We start from the raw sequence: 23,974 nt of genomic DNA, 5'->3' as shown, positions 1-23,974 counted from the left end.
TTTAACGACTCCCAAAATATTTGGAGGCGCCTTGAATCGCCTCGATGAGAACATCACAGTCGGTCTCATCATTATAAATATAGAGCGATGCTCGAGTTGTTGCTGGTACCTGCATACGCTTAGCCAAAGGCCAAGCACAGTGATGGCCAGTTCTAACGGCAACGCCTTGACTATCTAAATATTGGCCAACATCGTGCGGATGAATATTTTTGAGAGTAAAGGAGATTGCACCACCACGAGAGAGGTTATTAGTGGGTCCTACAACTGTGAGATCAGAAATGAAACTCATCTTCTCGAGTAAATAACCTGTTAAGGCATGCTCGTGTGCGCTCACATTATCCATACCCAGCTGAGTTAAATAAGTCAGAGCTTCGCCAAGTCCAACTGCCTGCGCCATATTAGGAACACCAGCTTCGAATTTCTGTGGAACCGCAGACCACGTAGCACCCGTCATGTCAACACTTTGTACCATTGATCCACCATAGAGAAATGGGGGTAGTTCATCGAGCAAATCTTTGCGTCCCCACAAAATACCAACACCAGTTGGTCCTAAAGATTTGTGGCCTGAAAAAGCTAAGAAATCAATTCCTAACGTCTCTACATTCACGGCCATATGCGGGACTGATTGACAGGCATCGAGAATCACAATTGCACCAACTTCGTGGGCTCGAGTGATTATTTCTGAGAGCGGATTTATAGTTCCGAGAACATTCGATTGATGCGTCAAACTAACGACTTTAGTGTTACGTGTAATAATTTCATCTATCTTCGACAGATCCAAACGTCCATCGTCGGTGATACCAAACCACGCTAAATCTGCACCTGTTCTAGAAGCTAGTTGTTGCCATGGAACTAGATTTGCATGGTGCTCCATCTCGGTTACAACAATCCGATCGCCGCGCTTTAATGCAAATCGATTCCCGTTTGGCGCATTACTCATTGCATAGGCGAGCAGGTTAAGGGATTCAGTTGCACTCTTTGTAAAAATAATTTCATCTGCACCCCCCGGAGCAGCTAAGAAATCGGCCACAATTTTACGTGAGCCCTCATAGGCATCTGTGGCCTCTTCGGCAAGCTGATGAGCTCCACGATGGGCAGCAGCGTTATGTAACTTATAGAAATTACTTTCAGCTTCAATGACGCTAATTGGTTTCTGGCTCGTTGCACCGCTATCTAAATAGACCAATCTTTTTCCGTCACGAACCGTACGTTCAAAGATTGGAAAATCTTTACGGATTTGCGAAACGGAAATTGACATTATTTCTTTACTTGCTCACATAATCTGCGTACCCGTTGGCCTCTAACTTATCTGCAAGATCAGCTCCACCCTCTTCGACGATATGTCCATTAGCGAAGACGTGAACAAAATCCGGCTTGATATATTTCAAGATACGTGTGTAGTGGGTAATTAATAGAACACCTAGATTATTGTTCTCTTTAGCGCGATTAACTCCCTCTGAAACGATACGAAGAGCATCCACATCTAGACCTGAGTCAGTTTCATCGAGAATTGCGATCTTTGGCCGCAAAAGTTCAAGTTGCATGATTTCATGACGCTTCTTTTCGCCACCAGAGAAGCCTTCATTGACGTTTCTTGATGCGAAAGCTGGATCCATGTTCAGGGCCTCCATCGCCTCTTTTACCTCTGCGACCCAGGTCCTTAGTTTTGGTGCTTCACCACGGAGGGCGGTTGCTGCCGTACGTAGGAAATTTGAAACAGAGACGCCAGGAACTTCTACTGGATATTGCATAGCCAAGAAGAGACCTGCTCGTGCCCGCTCATCTACTGTCATTTCCAAAACATCTGCTCCGTCAAGTGTGACGCTACCTTCGACGATCGAATATTTGGGGTGGCCCGCAATTGAATATGCGAGCGTAGATTTTCCTGAACCATTTGGTCCCATTATTGCATGGGTTTCACCAGATTTTATTGTGAGATCAACGCCTTTAAGAATCTCAACGGCACCATTTTCCGTATTTACTGAAACGTGAAGGTTGCGAACTTCTAATGTACTCATATTTTTTCTCCTAAATTTCTACTGTTACGGAATTTGCTTCGATTCTTACTGGATAAGTTGCAAGTGCGATAGTGGCTGGAAGAGTGATTACCTCACCTGTTCGCAGATCAAATTCGGCTCCATGTAGCCAACATTCGATTTTGAATCCACTTACATCTCCTTCAGATAGCGATGCCTCTGCATGCGTGCATGTGTCGTCAATTGCGAAAACTAAATCACCGACACGAGTTACACAGATGCTTTTGCCCGCCTTTTCAAGCTTAACTGGAATTCCTGACTCGAGTTGATCAAACTTAAAATCTGACATCTATTCGCCCGCTCTGTCTAATTCAAGATCAATTCGATTCATCAAACGTCCTTGTATAGCTTCAATACCAATTTCCATTACGATTTCATTGAAAAAGCCCCGAACAACCAGACGTCGTGCATCTTCGAGGGCGATACCACGTGACATTAAATAGAAAAGTTGCTCATCATCGAAACGCCCCGTAGTGCTTGCATGTCCCGCTCCTACGATTTCGCCCGTTTCAATCTCCAAATTAGGAACCGAGTCTGCTCGTGCGCCATCGCTGAGCAATAGATTGCGGTTAAGCTCATATGTATCGGTTCCTTCAGCAACGGCGCGAATGAGAACATCTCCAATCCATACAGTGTGTGCATCTCGACCAGAGAGTGCACCTTTAAAATTAACTCTCGATTTCGCCTTTGGAACTGCGTGATCAACATGCATACGGTGTTCAAAGAACTGCCCCGCTGTTGCAAAATACACACCAAGGAGTTCGGCAGAACCACCAGGTGCAATGAATTCAACCGTTGGTAAAATACGAACTACATCTCCCCCAACAGTTACCGTTACAGATTTGAAAACTGCATCTCTATCGATTACGGCGTGGTGGCGAGCGGCATAGACGCTTTTAGATTCAAACTCCTGAAGCGTAATAAATGTCAGAGATGATCCAGGAGCTAGAGAGATCTCTAAATCCTCTGCAAGAATCGTATCGCCAGAGTTTTCCACAACTACCGTGGCTACGGCGTGAGCTCCGAGGGAAATCCGAACACGAGAGAGTTCAGCGCTATCAAGCGCACCTGTTAATCGGCCCAAATGAATAGGGGCCACGAGTTCGGTATGTGCAGCAATAGAAAGGTGTGCTACTTCCTGAGAATTCCCCCGGATACGTTCAATGATTATGTCATCACTAGATGCAAGCGGGGAGAGTTCTTGGCGCAGAAAACTTACGCCACTGGGCAATGCATCTTTTACGATTAATGAAGATCGAAGACTAATTTCGGCAGTGCCATCATGGAGTCCACGCAAACGTTTGAGTGGCGTAAAACGCCAAGCCTCTTCACGCCCAGTTGGTGTTAAGTAATTAGTAGTTAAAATCGACATTAACCAACGGCGCCTTCCATTTGAAGCTCAATAAGTCGGTTGAGCTCAAGTGCGTACTCCATTGGAAGTTCACGTGCAATGGGTTCGATAAAGCCTCGAACGATCATGGCCATAGATTCATCTTCGGTCAAACCGCGCGACATAAGATAGAAAAGCTGATCATCGCTGATTTTTGAAACTGTTGCCTCATGACCCATTGATACATCGTCTTCACGAATATCAACATAAGGATACGTATCAGATCTCGAAATCGTGTCCACTAATAATGCATCACACTTGACCGTGCTCTTAGAGTGATGAGCGCCTTCTTGCACCTGTACAAGCCCGCGATAGGAAGTTCGACCACCGTTACGTGCAACAGATTTCGAAATGACTGATGAAGATGTGTACGGCGCGGCATGAACCATCTTTGCCCCTGAATCTTGGTGTTGACCCTCGCCTGCAAATGCCAGTGAGAGAGTTTCGCCTTTAGAGTGCGGTCCCATTAAAAATATTGCAGGGTATTTCATTGTCACTTTCGAGCCGATATTTCCATCGACCCATTCCATAGTTGCACCCTCTGCACACGTAGCGCGCTTAGTAACTAAGTTATAAACATTGTTCGACCAATTCTGAATAGTTGTGTATCGAACGCGCGCGCCTTTCTTCACGATAATTTCAACTACCGCAGAGTGCAAGGAATCAGATTTATAAATTGGAGCGGTGCATCCCTCAACATAGTGAATATATGAATCCTCATCAGCGATAATCAATGTGCGCTCGAATTGACCCATATTTTCAGTGTTAATACGGAAATATGCCTGCAAAGGTATATCGACATGGACTCCCTTTGGCACATAGATAAAGGAGCCCCCCGACCAAACTGAGGTATTAAGGGCCGCAAATTTATTATCACCTACTGGTATAACCGTCGCGAAATACTCCTTAAATAACTCTGGGTGCTCCTTCAGCGCGGTGTCAGTATCTAAGAAGATAACTCCTTGAGCCGCTAAATCCTCGCGAATTGAGTGATAGACAACTTCAGATTCATACTGTGCGGCCACACCAGAAACCAGACGTTGTTTTTCGGCCTCCGGAATACCTAATCGATCGTAAGTATTTTTAATCTCTTCCGGTAGGTCATCCCACGTTGCTGCCTGTTTTTCGGTAGAGCGTACAAAATATTTAATAGTGTCAAAGAAGATTCCTGAGAGATCTGAACCCCAATTTGGCATGGGCTTTTTTTCAAAGAGCGCCAGGCCTTTTAGCCGAAGGTCGAGCATCCACTGCGGCTCCGATTTCTTTTCAGAAATATCGCGAACAACATCTTCATTGAGGCCACGGCGTGCATTTGTGCCAACTTCACTCTTATCAGACCAGCCGTATTCATAGTTTCCGAGGCCTTCGAGTTCTGGATGTGCGATTGTCATGCACGTACCTTTCTGTTGTTGATACCAGTGTGTGGAGTAGGAATAAAAGTTGTACATACGCCATCGCCATGAGCTATGGTCGCTAAACGTTGCACATGAGTTCCAAGTAATCGCGAGAGTGCCTCCGTCTCGGCCTCACACAGTTGAGGAAACTCCGATGCAACATGGGCTATAGGACAGTGATGCTGGCAAAGCTCTTCACCCATCGGGCGAACTTCAACGCTCGCGGCATATCCCTGCTCAGTTAAAAACTGAGCGAGCTCTATGCTTCTATTACCCTTTTTGGTGAGAACAAGCGCAGCTTTACGTTCAATCTCATCGGCTCGACTCTGTGCAAAATCTTGAACTATCTGCTCCCCCATGTGGGTCGACATAAACTTAAGGGCCGACACTGCGAGGTCATCGTACGAGTGTTCAAATTTTTCGCGCCCAGAATCTGACATGAGGAAAACTTTTGAGGGTCGACCTCGACCACGCACGACGGCGGGATGAGGTTCGCGCGCCTCCAAAATGCCATCTGCCACTAAGCGATCTAAGTGACGGCGAATACCGGCAGGAGTGAACCCCAACCGCGTGGCAAGAGTTGGAGCACTCGATGGTCCATTTTCAAGGATTGAGCGGGCCACGAGTTCACGAGTGCGTGGATCATCGGATTTTCCCGTTGCACTCATACTCGATAATTTCACAACACTATTGTGTCTTAATTCGACACCTTTGGCCACTTCAACCCCGAGGCCACGCTGGGCAATAGGGTTAGGCCATGAGTACATCTGCCACAGTTTCTGCGCGGATCCTCCCCCCAGCTACGGCGATTCTCCTCTTTTTGCAGGGCGCTATCGTCGTAACTGGTGGAGCGGTTCGATTAACAGGCTCAGGCCTGGGGTGTCCCACCTGGCCCGAGTGCACCGAAGGCTCCTATACACCTGTAGCTGGCCAGATTGAGGGTCAGTTCCACGCATGGATTGAGTTTTCCAACAGGTTGTTTACCATTGTGCTCGTTGTGGCCGCACTCATCACACTTATTGCAGTTATACGTGCCGGTCGCAGAGATTTACGCTTTTTAGCCGTTGGACAGTTTTTAGGAATCTTTGGTCAAGGTGTTTTAGGTGGCATCACAGTTCTTACAGATTTGAATCCTTTTTCAGTTGCATCTCACTTTCTACTTTCGACGATTCTGATTGCCGCCGCAACATCTCTGTATACACGACGCCATCGACCAGCCCGTAAAAAAGAATCTCCACGAACTCCCGATATTTTCTCCCGTGCGCATGTATCACTGACGGCCATCGTTATTATTCTTGGAACGCTCGTTACTGGAGCTGGACCGCATGCAGGTGACATTGATGCTCCACGACTACACGTTCGAATTCAAAGTGTGACATTTGCTCATGGAACCGCTGTAGCAATTCTCTTAGTGTTAACTCTAATCTTTTTCTTATCCCCTCTGACAGAGGATATTACTAAAAAACGATTAGCAATCTTTACACTCTTAACGTTGTCTCAAGGAGCAATTGGGCTTATCCAATACATCCAAGGAGTTCCTGAACTTTTAGTTGCAGCGCACATTCTCGGATCAATCATAATCTGGATTTGCGCGTGGAGTATTTGGTTATCTGTTCAACGAGAAGAAATGGACACAATGAAATGGCAGTGAAGTCACCTTGGAATGAACTCGATGATCGCGCAGTTGCCTACGCTCGAGCACTCGCCGCTGACTCAGTACAAAGAGTTGGCAATGGACACCCAGGAACTGCAATGTCGCTGGCTCCCGTTGCATATCTTCTATTTCAGCGCCATTTAATTCATGATCCCTCCGACCCTAGCTGGCTGGGCAGAGATCGATTTATTCTCTCGTGTGGACACTCCTCACTCACTCTCTACACACAACTCTTCTTTAGTGGCTACGGATTAGAGATGCAAGATCTTAAAACCTTCAGAACGTGGGGCTCGTTGACGCCAGGACATCCTGAGTTTGGTCATACCGCTGGAGTAGAAATGACTACTGGTCCACTCGGACAGGGAGTTGCAACAGCGGTAGGAATGGCAATGGCGGCGCGATATGAACGTGGCTTATTGGATTCAAAGGCCCCTTCATATACATCTATCTTTGATCACACTATCTGGTCCATCTGCTCTGATGGTGATATGCAAGAGGGAGTAAGTGCTGAAGCCTCATCCCTGGCTGGAGTACAAGAGCTGGGAAATCTCAATGTAATTTATGATGACAATCGAATTTCGATTGAGGGTGATACGCATAACGCTTTCACTGAAGATGTTGCAATGCGATACCGAGCATATGGCTGGCATGTCATTGAAGTTGACGCTGCCAGTGATGGAAGTGTCGATATAACCGCACTTGATGCCGCAATGATTGCAGCAAAAAATGAAAGAACAAGACCCTCGCTAATTAGGTTAAAGACCATTATTGCCTGGCCCGCGCCAACTCTTCGCGGAACTGGAAAGTCTCATGGCTCTGCACTGGGTGATGAAGAAGTCGCCGCGACGAAAGTTTTACTTGGTTTAGATCCTAATGAAAAATTTGCAATGCCAGAGGATGTTTTAACCCATGTAAGAGAGGTAAAAATTCGAGGCAACGCCCTTCATGCTGAGTGGAAGTTAGCTTTTAAACACTGGGAAGCAGAGAATGTTGAGAAGGCGGCACTTTTGCAGCGACTTCAACAGCGCGCACTTCCTGAAAATTGGGCCTCTGGCATTCCGGTGTTTTCACCAGGAAAAGAGATTGCAACGCGTGCCGCCTCTGGCGAGGTTATTAATGCAATCGCGCAATCACTTCCTGAGTTTTGGGGCGGCTCTGCAGATTTAGCTGGTTCAAATAATACGAGCATCGATGGGGGCGGCTCATTCTTACCTTCAACAAGTCTGATTAAAGGTGCAGATCCATACGGCAGAATAATTCATTTCGGTATTCGAGAGCATGCGATGGGCGCAATTCTCAATGGAATTACACTTCATGGATTAACTCGATCCTTTGGTGGGACTTTTGCCGTCTTTAGCGACTATATGCGACCTGCAGTTCGTCTCGCCGCCTTGATGAAAATCGCATCAACTTTTGTCTGGACGCATGATTCCATCGGTGTTGGAGAAGATGGTCCAACGCATCAGCCAATCGAACACTTTGCCGCCCTTCGAGCAATTCCTGGTCTGGATGTAATTAGACCTGGAGATGCAAATGAGGTTGCTGAGGCATGGAAACAAATAATTATTCGAAATCGTCCAGCTGGAATTTTACTCTCTCGCCAGAACTTGCCAGTTATTGATAGAAGTATTACTTCTCCAGCATCTGGCACGGCAAAAGGTGCGTACATATTAAAAGATTGTGAAAATCCAGTTGCGATCTTAATTGCAACGGGCTCTGAACTCTCTTTAGCTTTAGATGTACAAAGCGCGCTTGAATTAGAGGGAATTGGTGTGCGAGTAGTTAGTGCGCCTTGTTTAGAGTGGTTTGCCGAGCAAGAGCTCTCCTACAGAGAATCAGTACTGACACCACATATTGCCGTGAAAGTTAGTATCGAAGTTGGAATAGCCCAAGGATGGCGAGAGCTCATAGGAGATGCAGGTATTTCAATTTCGCTCGAGCATTACGGTGCATCTGCCGATGCTAAACGGCTCTTTAATGAGTTTGGATTCAACGTTGAAGCGATTGTTAAACGGATTAAGGCGGCTCTGTAATGAGCATTGAGGAATTGGCCAGGGCTGGAACTTCCATTTGGTTAGATGATTTATCGAGAGCAAAAATCTCCGGAAGCGATGCACACTCGCTTCCATCTAGGATCGCACATTCTGGTGTTGTCGGTGTTACTACTAACCCAAGTATTTTCGCCGCTGCCATCGCTGGAGCTGATGAGTACGCCCAGGATATTTTGCTCTTAAAAGATCTGAGCGTTGAAGAATGTGTCAAGCGTTTGACGACCGATGATGTTCGTAGCGCCTGCGATCTTTTTAGAGATATCTATCGAACAAGTAAAGGCGTTGACGGGCGAGTGAGCATCGAAGTAGATCCTCGTTTAGCCAGCAATACTGAGGGCACTATCGCTGCGGGAAAAGAACTGTGGAAAATCATCGACCGCCCAAATCTGATGATAAAAGTTCCAGCCACTATTGAAGGACTTCCAGCCATTACTGCCCTGCTAGCATCTGGTATCTCGGTGAATGTGACTTTAATTTTTTCAGTCAAACGTTACGGCGCAGTCATAGATGCATACATGGCAGGAATAGAGGCTGCCAGCAATCCATCTCATGTTCACTCCGTTGCCTCCTTTTTCGTGAGTCGAATCGATTCAGCCGTGGATGCACTCCTTAAAAGCGATGCGAGTGAAGCGGCCATGAAACTTCTAGGAAAGGCGGCCATTGCCAACGCTCACTTGGCTTACCAATTATTTGAAGAGAAATTTGCTTCGCCGCGTTGGCTGGCTCAAGCAGAGCGAGGTGCGTATAAGCAACGTCCACTGTGGGCATCTACCGGCGTAAAAGATCCGACTTACGATGACACGCTTTATGTTGTTGAGTTAGTTGCACCTGATACTGTCAACACGATGCCACAAAACACACTTGATGCTCTTATCGATCATGGGATAGTACGTGGAGACACGATTACCGCCAACTATGCACAGGCAGTTGAGGTTTTTAAATCACTCTCAGAACTCAATATCTCCCTTAATGCAGTAACCACTGCGCTAGAAATCGATGGAGTTAGGAAATTTGCACAGGCTTGGGAAGAACTTCTAGCTACAGTCGAGAAGGCACAAAATCAATGAGAAGTTTAAGTGGCAGAGTAATTTCACAGATTGATAGATCCGATCCACGTTATGTAGCTCTTCTCGCATTTCATAATCGACTTGCGCTTAAAGATCCCTCTATGTGGGGGCTTGAAGCCCAGGCAGAGGCGATTCTTCGATTGAACTGGATTGATTTACCTGAAACTTCAAGAGAGTTACTACCTCAATTAGATGCGCTATCGGCCAAACATCGCGACAAATTGCATGTCGTTCTGTGCGGAATGGGTGGTTCATCACTTGGTCCAGAGGTTATTGCTAAAACCTTTAAGCGCAAACTCTTTGTTTTGGATTCAACTGATCCTAACTATATAAGCCATGCTCTCACATTTGATTTGAATAAAACCTTAGTAATTGTAAGTTCAAAATCAGGATCTACAATTGAAACGGCTTCACAACGGGCATTTTTTGAAAAAGCATTTATAGATGCAAATTTAAAACCGACAGATCACATAATAATAGTTACGGATCCCGATTCACCACTCGATAAACAAGCGCGTGCAGGTGGATTCACAGTTGTAAATGCCGACCCACAAGTCGGAGGTCGTTTTAGCGCATTAAGTGCATTTGGATTAGTCCCGGCTTCACTCATTGGCGTGGATGTCTCGGTATTGCTCGATAATGCAAGTGAGACAAAGGCCGCCTTCTTAAAAGATTCGACGTTTGTTGTAGATATGGCATATGCAATCTCTTATCTATCTGGCCAATATATGTCTTACTCTGATAGTGGTTGCGATATGCCGGGTCTTAGCGATTGGGCCGAACAGTTAGTTGCCGAATCAACCGGAAAGAATCAAGTAGGACGTCTGCCGATAGTGGTTGAAGAGGGAATCAATAGTGAATTCTTTTCAATCGCATTCTATGGAGTGGCAGATTTAGTTCTCGAAACTGATCTTGCCTCGCAGTTCATCATTTGGGAGTGGGTCACAGCTCTAGTCGGTGCAGCCCTTGGAATCGATCCATTTAACCAACCAAATGTGACTGAGGCGAAAGAGGCGACTGCAGCGCTCTTACTTGAGTGGAATGGTGTTTTACCAGAGTTCTCTCCCGATGCCATCGATGGCACAGTAGAAATATTTGGTCAAGGTTCTACAATCGGCGATAGCCTCACACGTTTTATTGAGTTAATTCCCGAAGATGGTTATGTCGCAATAATGGCCTACTTAGATCGGCGCGATGATGCTGCGATTCTTGAACTTCGCTCTCTTCTATCCCAAAAATCTGGGCGGCCAGTAACTTTCGGTTGGGGTCCGCGTTTTCTACATTCAACGGGACAGTTCCACAAAGGCGGCCAGCAAAACGGTGCTTTCTTGCAAATTACAGGGGACGTAGATCGTGATTACGAAATTCCTGGTCAAAACTTTAGCTTCAAAACATTGATCGCCGCGCAGGCTTTAGGCGATGGAAGAGCGCTAACTTCAAGAAAATATCCTCTACTTCGATTGAATTTAACCAATCGAAACTTAGGAATTGCAGAAATACTTAAATCCCTTAAAACTAATTAATCATCTTCTCCGCGAAGTTTACGTAGGGCATCTTCAAGAAGACGTTCGCCCTCGGCGTCGGTACGACGCTCCTTTACATAGGCCAGGTGTGTCTTATATGGCTCATTTTTAATTGGATTTGGCGGATTATTGCGGTCGCGGCCGGCTGGGTAACCACACTTTGGGCAATCCCATTCAGCAGGAATTACAACGGTATCTTCAACGGCAAATGAAGGACGGACCTCGTGACCATTTGCACAAAAGTACGAAACGTAAGCGCGTGCGATCGAATCACCGCGCTCAGCCTCACCCATTGGTCCGGCACCGACACGACTTCCGCGAATTGCACTTGCCATTGACTACTCCTTAAAAAATAAATGGTCCGAAAAAAATTTACTTAAGTACAAGACTTAGAGCCACCACAAAAGCAAACCAGAGGCCACCGACCACAATTGTGATGCGGTCAAGGTTGCGCTCAACAACTGAGGAGCCACCGTAGTTAGATGAGACTCCACCACCAAAGAGGTCGGATAGTCCACTTCCCTTTCCCTTATGCAAAAGGACGAGAAGAATCATCAGAACGCTCGTAATAATGAGCAAGATGGAGAGAGTTAGTTTCACGGTTGGTAAACTCCTTGTTTCGTAGAGGGTAAGGATACCTTCAATTTGGTGGTCAGAACTACTTAAACCTGAGCGTAGAACTTCACAATCTTTGCAAACTCTTCAGGATCTAGGCTTGCGCCGCCAACAAGTGCCCCATCTACATCGGGTTTAGCCATGATTTCAACGACGTTTGAGGATTTCACTGACCCGCCATAGAGAATTCTCATGGCCGCAGCGATTTCAGGTGAAGCGATATTTTCAACCTCTTCACGAATTGCAGCACAGACCTCTTGAGCATCCTCTGGAGTTGCGACTTTTCCGGTCCCAATAGCCCACACTGGTTCGTATGCGATAACAATCTTCCTTAACTCTGGCTTAGTTAAACCCTCTAACCCACCGCGGATCTGACGAATGACATGAGAGACATGTGCTCCAGATTCTCGTACGGCAAGCTCTTCACCGACACAGAAAATCGGAGCCATCTCATGGGCAAGCGCGGCTTTAATTTTGCGGTTGATGAGGGCATCGCTTTCTGAGTGGATTGAACGTCGCTCTGAATGTCCAACTAGAACATACGTGCATCCGAGTTTGTGCAACATCGACCCAGAGATATCACCAGTGAATGCGCCACTTGCTTCAGGTGAGAGATCTTGAGCACCGTAGCCCAAACGCAAGCGATCACCATCGATTAACGTTTGAATTGAACGTATATCGGTAAATGGCGGGATGATCGCCACATCAACTGCGTCATAATCTTTATCATCGAGTGAATAGACGAGTTTCTGTGCAACAGCAATCGCCTCAAGATGATTTAAATTCATCTTCCAGTTACCTGCCATCAATGGTTTACGCATTGTGCTCCCTATAACCCTAAAGCTAATAGGCCAGGAAGTTCCTTGCCCTCAAGATACTCAAGTGATGCTCCGCCACCGGTAGAAATATAGCCAAAATCGCTGTCGGCAAAGCCAAGAGCTCGAACTGCCGCCGCTGAATCGCCACCACCCACAACAGATATTCCTGAAACTTTAGTAAGCGCCATTGCAACGGTTTTGGTACCCGCAGCAAAGTTTGGAAACTCGAACACACCCATAGGTCCATTCCAAAAGACGGTTGCACATTTTTCAATTTCATCTGCAAATGCCGCGGCAGAAACAGGACCGATATCTAACCCCATGTGATCGGCTGGAATATTCTCGACGGAGACTAACGTTGGGAGCGCATCTGCACTAAATTGCGAAGCCACGAGAATATCTGAAGGAAGTAAGAGTTTTACACCCTTCTCGTCCGCCCTTTTAATCAGCGCTTTCACACCATCAATCATCTCTATCTCTACTAAGGATGTGCCGATCTCTTTACCGAGCGCGGCTAGAAAAGTGAAAACCATTCCTCCGCCAATTGCTAAAGTATCGACCTTGTCTAATAGATTTTCGATAACACCTAATTTGTCTGACACTTTCGCACCACCCAGAACAACTCCATACGGACGTTCAGGATTGTGAGTTAATTTTTTTAAAACCTCGACTTCAGCTTCAACGAGTAATCCCGGAGCGTGCGGCAAAAGCTGTGGTAAGTCAAAGACCGATGCATGTTTGCGATGTACCGCACCAAAACCATCGCCTACATAAACATCGGCAAGATCTGCCAATTGTGTGGCAAAAACTAGTCGCTCACTCTCATCCTTGCTGGTCTCTGCTGGGTTAAAGCGAATATTTTCAAGAAGCAGGATTTCTCCGGCTTTTAATGAATGTACAGCTTGGCTAACCTCCACATTGCCAGCATTTCCTAAGAAGAGAATCTGCTGGTCAAGAAGTTCACCCAAGCGTCTCGCTACTGGCGCTAATGAAAACTCTGACAGGTTTTCGCCCTTAGGTCGACCTAGGTGCGCAGCAATTACAAGTGATGCACCTTTACTGAGCAAGAGCGAAATAGTAGGAAGCGAGGCTTTAATCCGGCCATCATCTTTTATAACTCCATTTTTTAACGGAACATTTAGATCACACCGAAGAAAGACCCGCTTACTCGCTACATCAAAAAAATCAAGGGATGACATTAAAGAGTTTTGCCAACATAACTTATTAAGTCGACGAGACGGTTTGAGTAACCCCACTCATTGTCATACCAACCAACAATCTTTACTTGATTGCCGATTACCTTAGTTAATCCAGAATCGAAGATACAAGAGGATGGATCTGTAACGATATCGGAGGAGACGATTGGATCTTCGGTGTACGACAAGTAGCCTTTGAGCGCGCCATTAGCCGCCGCTTTCATGGCGGCGTTAATCTCGGCTACAGTTGCCTCTTTTGCAAGCTCCACAGTCAAATCAGTTGCCGAACCAGTTGGAAGAGGAACTCGCATGGCATAGCCATCGAGTTTGCCCTTGAGCTCTGGCAAGACAAGTGAAATTGCCTTGGCAGCTCCTGTAGAAGTTGGAATCATATTTATTGCAGCTGCACGCGCACGTCGAAGATCCTTATGTGGAAAATCTAGGATTACTTGATCATTGGTATATGCATGAATTGTGGTCATTAAACCTTTTACAATGCCCCAATTGTCGTTAAGCACCTTGGCCATCGGTGCAAGGCAGTTAGTGGTGCATGAGGCATTTGAAATAATGTGATGGGTAGCAGGGTCATATTTTTCATGGTTCACACCCATCACGATGGTAATGTCTTCATCACTTGCTGGTGCAGAAATAATTACCTTCTTTGCTCCTGCGCTGATGTGCTTTCCAGCATCGGCCGCCTTTGTGAAATGTCCGGTTGATTCAAGAACCACATCTGCCTTCAATAACGCCCACGGTAAGTTTGCAGGATCGCGCTCAGAGAAAACTTTGATGGTCTTTCCATCGACCGTAATAGAATCCTCGGTGAAAGTGACCTCAAGACCCAATCGGCCGAGGATGGAGTCGTACTTGAGAAGATGAGCTAGGGTCTCATTGGGTGTGAGATCGTTAATTCCGACGATATTTATCTCTGGATTTGTCAGAGCTGCACGAAAGAAGTTGCGTCCGATTCGTCCAAAACCATTAATTCCGACATTAATCATGAAATCTGTCCTTGCTACTTAAGGGGCTAGAAATAAATAAGCCCAACCGTTGGATGTGTAGTAAAACTGCCACAACGTTGGGGTCTTGTGGGTAATCCTAGCAGTGGCTATCTGCTGAATTTTTCGCAGATTCTCGGTGAATCCCGGCCGCCTTAATTCAATAAATCAGGGGAAAGGCCGCTTTCAGTATCTGGAACTCCAAGTTCACCTGCACGTTTATCGGCCATTGCAAGCAATCGCCGGATTCGACCCGCGATAGCATCTTTAGTCATGGGCGGTACTGCTAAGGAGCCGAGCTCTTCAAGGGATGCCTGGCCATGGTTAATTCGCAACTCCCCCGCCTCTTTCAAATGGGCAGGAATTGTTGCGCCGAGGATCTCCATGGCACGGGCAACCCGGGCCGATGCAGCAACGGCCGCTCGCGCTGAGCGCCGAAGATTTGCATCATCGAAGTTAGCGAGGCGATTGGCAGTTGCCCGAACCTCTCGGCGCATCCGACGCTCCTCCCAAGCAAGAACTGATTCATGTGCACCCAAGCGTGTAAGTAATACTCCGATGGCATCTCCATCTCGAATCACAACTCGATCAACTCCGCGAACCTCTCGCGCCTTTGCAACAATTCCCATGCGACGCGCAGCGCCAACAAGTGCTAATGCCGCTTCTGGTCCTGGACATGTGATCTCCAACGACGATGAGCGTCCAGGTTCGGTCAGTGAGCCATGCGCAATAAATGCTCCACGCCACGCCGCTTCAGAATCACAAATTGCGGCAGAGACTACTTGGGGCGGAAGTCCTCGTACAGGTCGACCATGGGAATCTACGAGTCCGGTCTGCCTGGCCAATGAATCTCCAGCCTCAATGACACGAACAACATAACGAGAGCCTTTACGCAAACCCCCTGAAGAGAGAACAGCTAAATCAGAGCCATGGCCATAAATATCGGCGATGTCTTTGCGCAATCGACGTGCACTCTGGGATGTATCTAACTCAACTTCAATCAAAATCTTTCCCGCAGCGATATGTAATCCACCAGCAAAGCGAAGAAGAGATGAGACTTCGGCCTTTCTACAACATGGTTTCGTAATAGAGATTCGACTGAGTTCGTCTTTAACCGCTGCCGTCATTGCCATGGGACTATCCAACCAAACTTTGGCGCATAATGTGGCCCAAATGAAGGGCTAATCGAGTGACATCGTGATGGATGCTTCCGGGTGCCTTTCGAATATCTACGGCAACTACCTGTCCACCTAGTTTTCGAGCAATTGCTGCCAAGGCGGGCTCATCTCGGACAACACAGGTATCGACTAAGAAATAATCTATTTTTAACTCTGGAGCATATCGTGCAAAGAACTCAAGGTGCTCTTCAGGAGTAGATCCAGCAAACTCTTCGCCAGGTGTATTAGCGTGGGCATCTAGATTTAGAATCATTATCTTCTTGGCCGTAGTTCTCATTAAAGCATCTAACTGCATCGGAACTAACAAATGCGGCATAACACTTGAAAACCAAGAGCCAGGACCCATTGTAATCCAGTCAGCTTCTCGAATTGCAGTGAGCGCCTCAATTCGTGCTGGTGGATTTTCGGGGATAACACGAAGGGATTCAATACGACCACGCGCAGTGGCAACCTCTTTTTGCCCTCTAATGAGAATTCGACCGGTTGATGTATTAAAACTCGCCTCAATATCTAAAGGAACTGCCGCCATAGGTAGGACTCGACCAATAACTTTTAAAAGTGAACCAACTCGATCTAGACCAATAACTGGGTCCTCGTCTTGGCTCCATAGTGAGGCCAGAAGTAAATTACCCATGGCATGTCCATTGAGCGCACCATTACTCACGAAACGCATCTGCATAATGTCGGCCCAGGTCCGACCCCATTCATCATCGGCACATAGTGCAGCTAAAGCCATTCTCAAATCCCCGGGAGGAAAAATTAGGAATTCCTCTCGCAATCGTCCGCTTGAACCACCATTATCGGCAACTGTAACAATTGCCGTAATTTCTGTGGTGATTTCGCGCAAAGCCGATAGCACTGCCGCTAAGCCATGACCGCCACCGAGAGCGACAACTTTGCTCACAGTTATTCGCGTCCCACATCTCGGTGAGTGGGATAAGCAGATAGACCTATGTCGAGAGCGTTCAGTTGTTTAGAGATCTCCTGCGTAATTGCAACACTGCGATGTTTTCCACCTGTGCACCCAACGGAGATTGTCAGATACTTTTTACCTTCATGCATATATCCAGGAATCATTGATGCAACTAATGCCACGTAGTTTTTAACAAACTCTTCCACACCAGTATTTCTCAAAACTTTTTCGCTCACTTGTGCAGTTAAACCTGTCAATGCTCGAAGCTCTGGAATCCAGTGAGGGTTAGGAATGAAACGACAATCCAATACTAAATCAGAGTCAACTGGGATTCCATATTTATATCCAAAAGAGAGAACGTTGATTCGAACTCCCTGTATTTTTCCTCCTCCAAAAATCTCTCCGATGCGTTTTTCCAATTGATGTACATTCAAATTTGAAGTATCAATTGTTATGTCGCACTGAGCCCTTAAATCATCTAACTTTTCGCGCTCTCTTGCAATACCATCAACGATTCGATCACTACCTTGAAGTGGATGAGGTCTGCGCGTAGATTCAAAGCGTTGTACTAATGCTTGATCTGTTGCATCCAAAAAGACCAAACGGTAATTAAAACCATTCTTCTTAAGCTCTTCCAGCGCTTGTTTTAACTCGTCAAAAAAACGACCCCCACGCACATCGACAACGACGGCGTACTCTTTACCATCTGGCCCGGTGCCTTTGCTTACTAGCGCTGGCAACAAAGATGGTGGCAGATTATCTACGACGTACCATCCCAAATCCTCTAAGGCATGAGCAACAGTTGAGCGACCAGCACCTGACATGCCGGTTAAAACTAAGATCTCATTGCTATTCATGGGTTAATCCTCTTACCTCTGTCAAGCACCGCTTGCTCATTAATGATTTCTGGCCCACTGATGATTTCGCCCGTTGTGGTATCTACCTTTTGCGATGTTATGGAATTCAAATGCTCCTCAATGATCGATGCAGTTCTAATTCCGATACCGGGCGTTGCTGCAATCTCCTCTCGACTGGCTTTTCGAATTGCCGCCACCGACCCAAAGCGCTCAAGTAATGCACCACGGCGAATCTGGCCCAGCTGCGGAATCTCATCTAAAACTGATTCCAACATAATCTTTGAACGTCTCGAACGGTGAAAAGTAATGGCGAATCGATGTGCTTCATCCCGAATTCGTTGCAAGAGATAGAGGCCTTCACTTGATCTAGGCAGGATTAATGGATCGGGTGAGCCGGGAAGCCAGACTTCTTCTAGCCGCTTAGCCAATCCACACAAGGCAATATCTGTAATGCCAAGTTCACTCAGCGCGCGGGCGGCGGCGTTAACCTGTTGCGCACCGCCATCGACAACGATGAGTTGAGGCGGATATGAAAACTTACTCATCTTTCCTCCTAGCTCTGCCACCTCAGCCGTATCTACCGCTCGATCATCAATGAGACGCTTTAATCTGCGAGTAATCACTTGATGCATCGCACGAGTGTCATCAAAACCTTCGTCAGTATTAATGATGAATCTGCGATACTCACTTTTCTTAGCGAGTCCATCTTCAAATACGACCATCGATGCGACTACAGAAGTACCCGAAATGTTTGAGATATCGAAACACTCTATGCGAAGCGGAGGTTTTGCAAGATTCAGAGCCTGCTCTATCTCTATCAACGCTTTACCACTCACTGCGGCATCGGTTGAGCGCTTGCTTAAAAACTGGATAAGCGAATATTGAGCGTTACGTTTAACAGTTGCTAAGAGCTCAACCTTTTCTCCGCGCTGTGGAACTTTGATATCGACCTTAGTCGAACCTATTCCACCAAGCCACTGCTCTAACTGTTCCTTATCAGCTGGGTCCGAGTTGATATAAATATTGCGTGGAACCGGAATTGCTCCAGTTCCATAGATTGAGTACAACAGTGCGGTTAATTCATCTTGGCCTTCAAGTGCCATCTCTTGATCAACTATCCAAGATCGAGAACCCTTCACTGATCCGCGTTGCATTGAAAAGATAGAGCCTGCGGCATGGAAACCATCGTGATAGATAGAGATGAAATCGCCATCTAGATCATCCGAGAAATTACCTTCGGTTGATTTTTGCGCCTTCACAAATGATTCGATCTGATCTCTAAGACGCGCCGCTCTTTCAAACTCCTCATTGGCTGCGGCTTCACTCATCTCCTCATGCAACTTGGGCAGGATATTTTCCATCCCGGACTCCATGAACTCATTGAGTCGTTCAGCCAATTTCTTGTGATCCTCTTTTGAGATCCAGCCAACGCATGGTGCAGCACATTTACCGATGTCGCCTAGCAGGCACTGCCTTTTGCTGCGTTGTGCACGTGTGAAGTTTGAAGACGAGCATGATCTGACCGGAAAAACCTTGAGTAGGACTTCGAATGTGTTTCGAAGCGCCCACGCATTTGTATACGGACCAAAGTACTTCAACCCAGGTCGCTTGTCTTTGCGGGTAATGAAAATCAATGGATATTCATCATTGAGGGACAACGCCAAATAAGGATAAGACTTGTCATCTTTGAATTGAACGTTGTACTTTGGTTGATACTGCTTGATCCAACTAAACTCCAGCGCCAACGCCTCTAGCTCCGTACTGACAATTGTCCAATCAACACGAACAGCTTCATGAACCATGCGATGCGTCTTGGTAGCCAAATTTGCCTGGAAGTAATTACTGAGGCGATTTTTTAAACTCTTTGCCTTTCCTACGTAAATCACTTTGTCTTGTTTGTTATAAAAGCGGTACACGCCAGGGTGTTCGGGAATGTTGCTTGGCCGATAACTTTGAGGATTTGCCATGGCCTTACTTCTTAACTGCTACTTTTCGGTTCGTAGCAAGCATCGGTGCTAAATATTGACCCGTATAGCTAGCGCCCACTTGCGCTACATCCTCAGGTGTTCCTTCTGCTACTACTAATCCCCCTCGGAATCCACCCTCAGGCCCCATATCTATCACCCAATCTGAGGACTTAATAACATCTAGATTGTGCTCAATCACAATGACTGTATTTCCAGTATCGACAAGACGATTGAGAACGATAAGAAGCTTGCTTACATCCTCAAAATGAAGGCCGGTAGTTGGTTCGTCTAAAACATATATTGTGCGGCCAGTTGAACGGCGCTGCAATTCGGTAGCCAATTTCACACGTTGAGCTTCGCCACCTGAAAGCGTGGGTGCCGACTGACCTAAGCGCACATATCCGAGTCCAACATCATTGAGGGTCTTTAAGAACCTGGCGATGGTTGGAACAGATTCAAAGAAGTTATAAGCCTCTTCAATAGACATATTGAGGACATCGGCGATTGTCTTGCCCTTGTAGTGAACCTCTAAGGTTTCGCGGTTATATCGCGCACCATGGCATACCTCGCACGGCACATAAACATCGGGTAGGAAGTTCATTTCAATTGTTATCGTGCCATCGCCCGAACAGTTTTCGCACCGCCCGCCTTTGACGTTAAATGAAAAACGTCCCTGCAGGTAGCCACGGATCTTAGCTTCAGTAGTTTCGGCGAATAGGGCTCGAACTTTGTCAAAGAGACCTGTGTACGTTGCTGGATTTGATCGCGGGGTTCGACCAATTGGAGATTGATCAACGTGCACAACTTTATCGAGAAGTTCAATTCCAGTAACGCTGCGATGTCGACCCGGAACTAAACGCGCACCGTTGAGTTTGTTGGCAAGAGTTGTGTACAAAATATCGTTTACGAGCGTTGATTTACCAGATCCGCTGACACCGGTGACTGAGACAAATACGCTGAGTGGGATCTGCACATCAATGTTCTGCAAGTTATTCTCTTTTGCACCTTTGACGGTTAACATACGTTTAGTATCAATTGGCCGGCGCACTTCTGGAATTGAGATTGACTTTCGGCCTGATAAATATGCACCGGTGATTGATTCTTTAGATGCAATCAACTCTTCATAGCTGCCAGATACAACTACATGGCCGCCATGCTCACCAGCGCCGGGACCAATATCTACGATCCAGTCGGCGGTGCGAATAGTCTCCTCATCGTGTTCGACAACGATTAAAGTATTTCCTAGGTCTCGCAGATGTGTGAGTGTTTCAATTAAGCGACGGTTGTCGCGCTGGTGCAGACCAATACTCGGTTCATCTAGAACATAGAGAACGCCAACTAGCCCACTGCCAATCTGAGTGGCCAAACGAATTCTCTGTGCCTCTCCCCCAGAAAGTGTGGCAGCAGGGCGAGCAAGGGATAGGTAGTCCAGACCGACATCGAGGAGAAACCCCAAGCGGGCGTGGACTTCTTTCATCACGCGCTCTGCAATCTGAGCCTCGCGCTTGGTTAGTTTGATGTTTTTTAGAAACTCGGAGCACTCTGAAATTGAAAGTTCCGTTATTTCGGAGATGTTCTTATTGCCGATTGTTACTGCTAGTACTTCGGGTTTTAATCTCGCCCCTGAACATACGTTGCAGGGAATCTGACGCATGTAGGCCTCATATTTATCGCGACTATAGTCACTATCTGTTTCGGAGTGACGACGATGAATAAATGGAACGACGCCTTCAAATCCGGTGGTGTAGTTCTTAGTTCCGTATCGCCCTTTATATTTCATCTTGATTTCATACTCATAGCCATTGATAATGGCCTCTCTAGCCTTTACGGAAATCTTTTTCCATGGGATATCCAACGAGAAAGGCATATCTTTTGCCAGGGCTTCCAGCAATCGCAAGAAATAATCCGATGACTGCCCACCTGACCACGGTGCAATTGCGCCATCATTAATAGAAATTGAGTCGTCAGGAATTATGAGATCTTCGTCTACCTCTAGCTTTGTACCGATGCCAGAGCATTCGGGGCAGGCACCGAAAGGTGAATTAAAAGAAAATGACCGGGGTTCTAACTCTTCAAAGGACAAGTTGCAGCCATGGCACGCTAAGTGCTCACTGAAGGTGCGCTCTTTATCTTCCGACTTCGAATCTACAAAATCCAAGATGACGATTCCGGATGCCAATTTCAGAGCAGTTTCAATTGAATCCGTAAGCCGAGTTTTGCTTTCAACTTTGGCAGTTAAGCGATCTACAACTATTTCGATAGTGTGCTTTTCCTGTTTTTTCAACTTTGGAACATCGGTCAGCGCTACGACCGTGCCATCGACACGTGCGCGTGAATAACCTTGTGTTATTAATTCGGCGAAGAGATCAACAAATTCACCTTTACGAGCACGAACCACAGGAGCCAGTACTTGAAACTTCGTTGTTGGTGGCATTGCCAAAATTTGGTCAACGATCTGCTGTGGTGATTGGCGAGAGACAGCTCTGCCGCAGTTAGGACAGTGCGGGCGCCCCGCACGAGCAAAGAGAAGGCGGAGGTAGTCATAGACCTCGGTAATTGTGCCAACGGTTGAGCGGGGATTTCGGTTAGTGGATTTTTGATCGATAGAGACGGCAGGCGATAATCCCTCAATAAAATCAACATCGGGCTTGTCCATCTGACCCAAAAATTGGCGAGCGTAGGCAGAGAGAGATTCAACGTAGCGGCGCTGACCTTCAGCAAAAATCGTGTCAAAGGCCAACGATGATTTACCCGAGCCAGATAGTCCAGTAAATACGATTAGTGAATTGCGTGGAAGCTCTATTGAAACATCTTTAAGATTGTGTTCTCGTGCTCCACGTACGACTAGTTTTTCAATACTCACTAGACCCCTGCCTCTTCCATTGAGCGAAGCTCGCGTTTCAAAATCTTAATCTCATCACGCAGACGCGCAGCGACTTCGAACTGAAGTTCGGCTGCAGCATTCTTCATTTGATCAGTGAGGGAGCCTATCAACGCCATTAGATCTTGTCGCGGAAGGGAGATAGCTCCCTTTGTATAGAGTCCAACTGACGTTGACTGCTTCTGGTTAGCTTTCTTGCTTGTAGCCAATATCTCGTCTGTATCTTCGGATTCTCGGTTAATGAGATCGGTGATGTCGGCAATTTTCTTCCGCAATGGTTGCGGATCGACACCGCGTTCTAGATTGTAGGCAACTTGTTTGGCACGTCGGCGATTGGTCTCATCAATAGCTTTAGCCATTGAATCTGTAATGTTGTCGGCATACATATGTACTTCACCGGACACATTTCGAGCGGCACGTCCAATAGTCTGAATAAGCGAGGTTGCAGATCGCAAGAAACCCTCTTTATCTGCATCTAAAATCGCAACGAGTGAAACTTCAGGCAGATCCAACCCCTCTCGAAGCAAGTTAATTCCAATTAAAACATCGTATTCACCTGTACGCAGTTCGCGCAGAAGTTCTACACGACGCAAAGTGTCTACTTCAGAGTGTAGGTAGCGAACACGTACACCTTTTTCCTGCATAAATTCCGTGAGATCCTCTGACATTTTTTTAGTCAATGTTGTGACTAATACTCGTTCATTCTTTTCGGCGCGAATCGAAATTTCATGCAATAGATCATCAATTTGGCCCTTAATTGGCTTTATTACGATTTGGGGATCTACTAATCCAGTTGGCCGAATCACTTGTTCTACTACATCGCCATTAACTTTTGCCATCTCATACTTACCAGGGGTGGCAGAAAGGTAGAGCTTTTGGCCGGTGCGTTCTAAAAACTCCGGAAACTTAAGTGGTCGGTTATCTAAAGCGCTCGGCAAACGAAAGCCATGTTCAACAAGAGTTCGCTTTCTAGAGGCATCGCCTTCGAACATTGCACCGAGTTGGGGAACGGTCACATGGCTTTCATCGATGACAACTAGAAAATCCTCTGGGAAGTAATCCAGTAAACAGTTTGGTGCAGATCCGGCTGCCCGCCCATCTAAATGCCGTGAATAGTTTTCAATTCCACTGCAAAAACCAATCTGTTCCATCATTTCAACATCAAATGTAGTACGCATCCGCAAACGTTGGGCTTCAAGTAACTTGCCCTGATTTTCAAAGGTTTTCAACTGAATCTGTAGCTCGTCTTCAATATCACCAATAGAGCGTTTAATTGTCTCAGGACCGGCGGCATAGTGAGTTGCTGGAAAAATATACATCTCCGTTTCATCCCGAATTATTTCGCCAGTCAGTGGGTGCAAAGTTGAGATTTTTTCAATCTCATCTCCAAACATCTCAATGCGAATTGCCAGCTCTTCATACATTGGAATGATTTC

General features: G+C 46.5%; 21 protein-coding genes. 4 read left to right on the top strand and 17 right to left on the bottom strand.

Going from position 1 to position 23,974, the window contains the following annotated elements; all coding sequences use genetic code 11:
- Position 1: 1 nt before the first annotated feature.
- From Q8K48_02775 to Q8K48_02750, 6 genes are read right to left on the bottom strand one after another with little or no spacing between them, the layout of a single operon-like run.
- The gene (locus Q8K48_02775) at positions 2-1,258 is read right to left on the bottom strand and encodes a cysteine desulfurase (GenBank protein MDP1851323.1); all 1,257 of its coding nucleotides are present in this window, start codon (positions 1,256-1,258) and stop codon (positions 2-4) included.
- A gap of 7 nt (positions 1,259-1,265) precedes the next feature.
- Positions 1,266-2,018 carry a Fe-S cluster assembly ATPase SufC gene (sufC, locus tag Q8K48_02770; protein MDP1851322.1) on the bottom strand — a complete coding sequence of 251 codons (753 nt, stop codon included), beginning with the start codon at positions 2,016-2,018 and terminating at the stop codon, positions 1,266-1,268.
- A gap of 10 nt (positions 2,019-2,028) precedes the next feature.
- Complete coding sequence (locus Q8K48_02765; protein ID MDP1851321.1) at positions 2,029-2,325, bottom strand: non-heme iron oxygenase ferredoxin subunit; 297 nt, start codon at positions 2,323-2,325, stop codon at positions 2,029-2,031.
- A complete protein-coding gene (sufD, locus tag Q8K48_02760; protein MDP1851320.1) occupies positions 2,326-3,408 on the bottom strand; it encodes a Fe-S cluster assembly protein SufD in 1,083 nt (360 codons plus the stop codon).
- Positions 3,408-4,817: a Fe-S cluster assembly protein SufB gene (sufB, locus tag Q8K48_02755; GenBank protein MDP1851319.1), complete on the bottom strand. Its 1,410-nt coding sequence runs from the start codon at positions 4,815-4,817 to the stop codon at positions 3,408-3,410. The genes sufD and sufB overlap by 1 nt, the downstream gene beginning before the upstream one ends.
- Positions 4,814-5,503 carry a winged helix-turn-helix transcriptional regulator gene (locus Q8K48_02750; GenBank protein MDP1851318.1) on the bottom strand — a complete coding sequence of 230 codons (690 nt, stop codon included), beginning with the start codon at positions 5,501-5,503 and terminating at the stop codon, positions 4,814-4,816. The genes sufB and Q8K48_02750 overlap by 4 nt, the downstream gene beginning before the upstream one ends.
- A 74-nt stretch (positions 5,504-5,577) precedes the next feature.
- Between Q8K48_02750 and Q8K48_02745 the strand changes: the two genes are divergently transcribed.
- Genes Q8K48_02745 through Q8K48_02730 form a run of 4 tightly spaced genes read left to right on the top strand, consistent with a single transcriptional unit; the run spans position 5,578 to position 11,115 of the window.
- Positions 5,578-6,471, top strand: a complete 894-nt coding sequence (locus Q8K48_02745; GenBank protein ID MDP1851317.1) for a COX15/CtaA family protein — start codon at positions 5,578-5,580, stop codon at positions 6,469-6,471.
- Complete coding sequence (tkt, locus tag Q8K48_02740; GenBank protein MDP1851316.1) at positions 6,462-8,507, top strand: transketolase; 2,046 nt, start codon at positions 6,462-6,464, stop codon at positions 8,505-8,507. Before Q8K48_02745 ends, tkt begins: the two co-directional genes overlap by 10 nt.
- Positions 8,507-9,592, top strand: coding sequence for a transaldolase (gene tal, locus Q8K48_02735; protein ID MDP1851315.1), 1,086 nt, complete (start codon positions 8,507-8,509; stop codon positions 9,590-9,592). Before tkt ends, tal begins: the two co-directional genes overlap by 1 nt.
- Positions 9,589-11,115, top strand: a complete 1,527-nt coding sequence (locus tag Q8K48_02730; GenBank protein MDP1851314.1) for a glucose-6-phosphate isomerase — start codon at positions 9,589-9,591, stop codon at positions 11,113-11,115. Before tal ends, Q8K48_02730 begins: the two co-directional genes overlap by 4 nt.
- On the opposite strand, the gene Q8K48_02725 is transcribed toward Q8K48_02730, so the two are convergent.
- The 11 genes from Q8K48_02725 to Q8K48_02675 form a co-directional block, all read right to left on the bottom strand.
- Positions 11,112-11,450: an RNA polymerase-binding protein RbpA gene (locus Q8K48_02725; GenBank protein MDP1851313.1), complete on the bottom strand. Its 339-nt coding sequence runs from the start codon at positions 11,448-11,450 to the stop codon at positions 11,112-11,114. The two genes, Q8K48_02730 and Q8K48_02725, sit on opposite strands and share 4 nt — an antisense overlap.
- 37 nt (positions 11,451-11,487) lie before the next feature.
- Positions 11,488-11,715, bottom strand: coding sequence for a preprotein translocase subunit SecG (gene secG, locus Q8K48_02720; protein ID MDP1851312.1), 228 nt, complete (start codon positions 11,713-11,715; stop codon positions 11,488-11,490).
- A gap of 62 nt (positions 11,716-11,777) precedes the next feature.
- A complete protein-coding gene (gene tpiA / locus Q8K48_02715; GenBank protein MDP1851311.1) occupies positions 11,778-12,551 on the bottom strand; it encodes a triose-phosphate isomerase in 774 nt (257 codons plus the stop codon).
- Between the two features lie 8 nt (positions 12,552-12,559).
- Positions 12,560-13,747, bottom strand: a complete 1,188-nt coding sequence (locus tag Q8K48_02710) for a phosphoglycerate kinase (GenBank protein MDP1851310.1) — start codon at positions 13,745-13,747, stop codon at positions 12,560-12,562.
- Entirely contained in the window at positions 13,747-14,745 is a 999-nt protein-coding gene (gene gap, locus Q8K48_02705) for a type I glyceraldehyde-3-phosphate dehydrogenase (GenBank protein ID MDP1851309.1), read from the bottom strand. The genes Q8K48_02710 and gap overlap by 1 nt, the downstream gene beginning before the upstream one ends.
- 152 nt (positions 14,746-14,897) lie before the next feature.
- Entirely contained in the window at positions 14,898-15,875 is a 978-nt protein-coding gene (gene whiA, locus Q8K48_02700; protein ID MDP1851308.1) for a DNA-binding protein WhiA, read from the bottom strand.
- Positions 15,876-15,879: 4 nt separating this feature from the next.
- A complete protein-coding gene (gene yvcK, locus Q8K48_02695) occupies positions 15,880-16,824 on the bottom strand; it encodes a uridine diphosphate-N-acetylglucosamine-binding protein YvcK (GenBank protein MDP1851307.1) in 945 nt (314 codons plus the stop codon).
- A gap of 2 nt (positions 16,825-16,826) precedes the next feature.
- Positions 16,827-17,690, bottom strand: coding sequence for an RNase adapter RapZ (gene rapZ, locus Q8K48_02690; protein ID MDP1851306.1), 864 nt, complete (start codon positions 17,688-17,690; stop codon positions 16,827-16,829).
- Positions 17,687-19,657, bottom strand: a complete 1,971-nt coding sequence (gene uvrC / locus Q8K48_02685; protein ID MDP1851305.1) for an excinuclease ABC subunit UvrC — start codon at positions 19,655-19,657, stop codon at positions 17,687-17,689. Before uvrC ends, rapZ begins: the two co-directional genes overlap by 4 nt.
- 4 nt (positions 19,658-19,661) lie before the next feature.
- Complete coding sequence (gene uvrA / locus Q8K48_02680; GenBank protein ID MDP1851304.1) at positions 19,662-22,520, bottom strand: excinuclease ABC subunit UvrA; 2,859 nt, start codon at positions 22,518-22,520, stop codon at positions 19,662-19,664.
- The coding region (locus Q8K48_02675; GenBank protein MDP1851303.1) for a helicase-related protein at positions 22,520-23,974 on the bottom strand (1,455 nt) is incomplete at its 5' end. The genes Q8K48_02675 and uvrA, both read right to left, overlap by 1 nt.

The organism is Candidatus Planktophila sp. (genome assembly GCA_030681675.1).
Lineage (GTDB): Bacteria > Actinomycetota > Actinomycetes > Nanopelagicales > Nanopelagicaceae > Planktophila.
The sequence above is the reverse complement of the archived record's forward strand: the minus strand, read 5'-3'. Positions and strand labels throughout refer to the sequence as shown.

Coding starts and splice junctions, on each gene's coding strand:
- Q8K48_02730 (MDP1851314.1), top strand. CDS start 9,589: ATGAGAAGTTTAAGTGGCAGAGTAATTTCACAGATTGATAGATCCGAT.
- whiA (MDP1851308.1), bottom strand. CDS start 15,875: ATGGCAATGACGGCAGCGGTTAAAGACGAACTCAGTCGAATCTCTATT.
- gap (MDP1851309.1), bottom strand. CDS start 14,745: ATGATTAATGTCGGAATTAATGGTTTTGGACGAATCGGACGCAACTTC.
- tpiA (MDP1851311.1), bottom strand. CDS start 12,551: ATGCGTAAACCATTGATGGCAGGTAACTGGAAGATGAATTTAAATCAT.
- sufB (MDP1851319.1), bottom strand. CDS start 4,817: ATGACAATCGCACATCCAGAACTCGAAGGCCTCGGAAACTATGAATAC.
- Q8K48_02725 (MDP1851313.1), bottom strand. CDS start 11,450: ATGGCAAGTGCAATTCGCGGAAGTCGTGTCGGTGCCGGACCAATGGGT.
- sufC (MDP1851322.1), bottom strand. CDS start 2,018: ATGAGTACATTAGAAGTTCGCAACCTTCACGTTTCAGTAAATACGGAA.
- sufD (MDP1851320.1), bottom strand. CDS start 3,408: ATGTCGATTTTAACTACTAATTACTTAACACCAACTGGGCGTGAAGAG.
- uvrC (MDP1851305.1), bottom strand. CDS start 19,657: ATGGCAAATCCTCAAAGTTATCGGCCAAGCAACATTCCCGAACACCCT.
- rapZ (MDP1851306.1), bottom strand. CDS start 17,690: ATGAATAGCAATGAGATCTTAGTTTTAACCGGCATGTCAGGTGCTGGT.
- Q8K48_02765 (MDP1851321.1), bottom strand. CDS start 2,325: ATGTCAGATTTTAAGTTTGATCAACTCGAGTCAGGAATTCCAGTTAAG.
- tal (MDP1851315.1), top strand. CDS start 8,507: ATGAGCATTGAGGAATTGGCCAGGGCTGGAACTTCCATTTGGTTAGAT.
- Q8K48_02775 (MDP1851323.1), bottom strand. CDS start 1,258: ATGTCAATTTCCGTTTCGCAAATCCGTAAAGATTTTCCAATCTTTGAA.
- tkt (MDP1851316.1), top strand. CDS start 6,462: ATGGCAGTGAAGTCACCTTGGAATGAACTCGATGATCGCGCAGTTGCC.
- Q8K48_02745 (MDP1851317.1), top strand. CDS start 5,578: ATGAGTACATCTGCCACAGTTTCTGCGCGGATCCTCCCCCCAGCTACG.
- Q8K48_02710 (MDP1851310.1), bottom strand. CDS start 13,747: ATGTCATCCCTTGATTTTTTTGATGTAGCGAGTAAGCGGGTCTTTCTT.